This window comes from uncultured Nostoc sp. (assembly GCF_964245445.1).
Classification (GTDB): Bacteria; Cyanobacteriota; Cyanobacteriia; order Cyanobacteriales; family Nostocaceae; genus Nostoc.
This window is the reverse complement of record NZ_CAXTNE010000462.1, coordinates 1-3425: the sequence shown is the minus strand read 5'-3', so window position 1 is coordinate 3425 and position 3425 is coordinate 1. Positions and strand designations below refer to the sequence as shown.

Annotated in this window: 3 protein-coding genes; 2 read left to right on the top strand and 1 reads right to left on the bottom strand. The window is 43.9% G+C overall.

Annotated elements, in window-relative coordinates; translation table 11 throughout:
* Positions 1 to 261 precede the first annotated feature (261 nt).
* Positions 262 to 1119: a nitrate ABC transporter ATP-binding protein gene (locus tag ACFE90_RS37225; protein WP_375507248.1), complete on the top strand. Its 858-nt coding sequence runs from the start codon at positions 262 to 264 to the stop codon at positions 1117 to 1119.
* Between the two features lie 32 nt (positions 1120 to 1151).
* A complete protein-coding gene (locus tag ACFE90_RS37220) occupies positions 1152 to 2477 on the top strand; it encodes a DUF58 domain-containing protein (protein WP_375507247.1) in 1326 nt (441 codons plus the stop codon).
* Between the two features lie 85 nt (positions 2478 to 2562).
* Here ACFE90_RS37220 and ACFE90_RS37215 read toward each other — a convergent pair.
* The coding region (locus tag ACFE90_RS37215; protein ID WP_375507246.1) for a calcium-binding protein at positions 2563 to 3425 on the bottom strand (863 nt) is incomplete at its 5' end.

The window sequence follows — 3425 nt, the reverse complement described above, 5'->3', positions numbered from 1 at the left end:
GAGTCTTTGAACTCCATTAATGAGGCTTTGAACTCCGTTAACGAGTCTTTGAACTCCATTAATGAGGCTTTGAACTCCGTTAATGATTTAACTTTTCACGTCATGTGGAAAAACCAACAAAAGACCTAACTCCCTACCCCCTTCCCTTGTAGGGAAGGGGGAAAAATCAAAGCCTTTCCCCTAGAAGGGGAGAGGTTTGGAGAGAGGTCAGAATATTCATTTGCACATCGCGTACATTTAGCTTTTTAATCCCCAAATACCATGCAAAACCGCAACTCAACAGCGACAAACACACTAGGAAAACCATTTGTCAGTGCAACCACTAACCGCAGACCTTTTCTAGAAATTAAAGACGTTACCAAAGTTTATCCGACAAAGAAAGGCCCCTTCACCGTACTCGACGGCGTTAACCTCAACGTCGAACAAGGCGAGTTTATTTGTGTTATCGGTCACTCTGGCTGTGGCAAATCGACACTATTAAATATGGTATCCGGTTTTAACTTTCCCACCTCCGGGCAAGTGTTACTAGAAGGAGAACCAATCACCCAGCCAGGCCCAGACAGAATGGTTGTCTTCCAAAACTATGCTTTGCTACCCTGGCGGACTGCTTTTGAAAACATCTACTTAGCTGTCAACGCCGTTTATCCCAACAAACCACAAGCTGAAAAAAGAGCGATCGTGCGCGATCATCTAGCAATGGTGGGACTAGCTGATGCAATGGAAAAGAAACCAATGCAAATGTCTGGCGGGATGAGACAACGGGTTTCTATCGCCCGTGCTTTGGCGATTCGTCCGAAAGTTTTAATTTTAGACGAACCTTTTGGGGCGCTGGATGCCATCACCAAAGAAGAATTACAAGAAGAATTGCTCAAAATTTGGGGCGATAACCGTTGTACAGTGCTGATGATTACTCACGACATCGACGAGGCACTATTTTTAGCAGATAAATTGGTAATGATGACCAACGGCCCCCATGCAAAAATTGGCGAAGTTATGGAAATTCCTTTTTCTCGTCCCCGCGATCGCGCCAGGATCATGGAAGATCCACAATACTACCAACTACGTAATTATGCTTTAGACTTCCTTTTTAATCGCTTTGCCCATGATGATGTAGGTTAAACTAATCTTTTCCTAAGTTTTCACTCTAAAAAATGGTTCCTTCCAGACGAGTTTATTTATTGCTGTTTTTGGGTATAGTGATTTCCCCGATCCTATACCTTTTTCTCAGCATTAAAGCAGCGATCGCTATCACTTTGCTATTTGATGCGATCGTTCTCGGATTGATGGTTGTAGATGGTTTGCAGGTACGCCGTTCTCGTGTGCAAATTACCCGTGAATTACCGTCACGATTATCCATTGGGCGGGATAATCCAGTGTTGCTAAAAGTAACATCGCCAAATGCCAACGCCCTAATTGAAATCTGCGATTACTACCCAACAGGGTTTGGCATATCTGCACCCACACTTCACGCTATTATTCCCAGCAATACCACCCAGGAATTGACGTATACTGTCAATCCGACACAGCGCGGCGAGTTTCCTTGGGGAAATATTCAAGTTCGACAGTTGGGAATTTGGGGATTAGCTTGGGATGATTGGCAAATTCCCCAAAGTCTGCGAGTGAAAGTTTATCCTGATTTAGTGGGATTGCGATCGCTCACAATTCGTTTAACATTGCAATCATCAGGATCAATGCGCCAATCTCGCAAAACTGGTATAGGTACAGAGTTTGCCGAACTGCGGAACTATCGCACTGGTGACGATTTACGGTTTATTGATTGGAAAGCTACCGCCCGTCGGGTTGGGGCATATAATAATGCAACGCCACTGGTGAGAGTTCTAGAACCCGAACAGGAACAAACTTTATTAATCTTGCTCGATCGCGGAAGGTTGATGACAGCAAAAGTGCAGAATTTGCAGAGATTTGACTGGGGTTTGAATGCAACTTTATCCTTAGCATTGGCGGGATTACATCGAGGCGATCGCGTCGGTGTTGGTGTATTTGACCGCCAGATGCATACGTGGATTCCCCCAGAACGCGGTCAACATCATTTAAATCAGTTAATCGATCGCCTAACTCCAATTCAACCAGTATTATTTGAATCTGATTATTTGGGGGCAGTGACAAATGTTGTGCAGCGTCAAACTCGCAGGGCGCTAGTAGTAGTGATTACCGACTTAATTGATGTCACCGCTTCTACAGAACTCCTGGCTGCACTTTCCAAACTAGCACCCCGCTATCTGCCCTTTTGTGTGACTCTGCGAGATCCGCAAGTTGATCGTTTAGCACACACTTTCACAGATGATGTTACAGATGCTTATGCCCGTGCAGTGGCACTCGATTTATTAATGCAACGACAAGTAGCTTATGCTCAATTGAAACAAAAAGGTGTATTAGTACTAGATGCACCAGCAAATCAAATTGCCGATCAGGTAGTTGAGCGATATCTGCAACTCAAAGCGCGGAATCAACTTTAGCGAATTGCATTGATTCATCAAATGCGAGGTGCTATTTTCAGCACCTCGTAACCCGTGATCCTTAGTAATGGCACGTTAACCACGATTAAATAGTAACCGAAAAATTGTTTTCGGTTAGTGTCACACCAGGAGATAGTTGGGCAAATTTTACCTGAGTAAACCCAGACGCACTGCCATCTTGGTCAAAGAACAGTCCACCTGTAACATTGTCATAGATGAATCGTTGAGCGATCGTGGTTGCAGATGTTCCAAGGGTAAACTGACTAGCTGAGACTATAGGTGTTGCTAACCCGCCACCAAAGTTAATAGCCGATACCTGAATCAATTCATTAGTCGCGTTGAAGTCATAAAGATTAGCAATGCCTTGATTGTAAATTTGGAATTGAAATGTATCAGTTCCATCTCCTCCATAGAAGTTACCATTACTAACCAAGAGGATGTCATTGCCATTGCCACCATAAACGGTATTATTACCTAAATACCCACCTGAGAGGAAGTCGTTACCTGCACCGCCAATAATCGTATCATTGCCACCATCGCCCCCAGATATTATATCGTTGCCATTGCTCCCCACAATGTTGTCATTGTACTTTGTACCTGTAATATTTAATCCTTCGATATTGTTGTAACTAACTCGATTATTAGCCGCCGTAATTGAGCCAATGTTAGTAGTAGCATTGAATGTCGAAGTGATTCGTCCGGTAGCATTGTTGTAATAGGCAGACAAGAAATCATCACCTTTACCCCCATCTACTGTTTGAGTCACTAAAGAAGATGGGGTAGTAGATGAAGGCTGTACAGCAAAAGAGTCATTACCATTGCCCCCAAAGAGCAGATTATCGCCTTCTGAATAAACAACATCCAAGGAATCGTCACCAACGCCACCGTTAAGAGTGTTATCGCCTGTTGAACCCCTAGCACTCAATGTATCGTTACCTGCACCTCCGT

What these genes read in the sequence shown, in the direction of transcription:
- ACFE90_RS37225 (WP_375507248.1), top strand. Translation starts at nt 262, where the DNA reads ATGCAAAACCGCAACTCAACAGCGACAAACACACTAGGAAAACCATTT.
- ACFE90_RS37220 (WP_375507247.1), top strand. Translation starts at nt 1,152, where the DNA reads ATGGTTCCTTCCAGACGAGTTTATTTATTGCTGTTTTTGGGTATAGTG.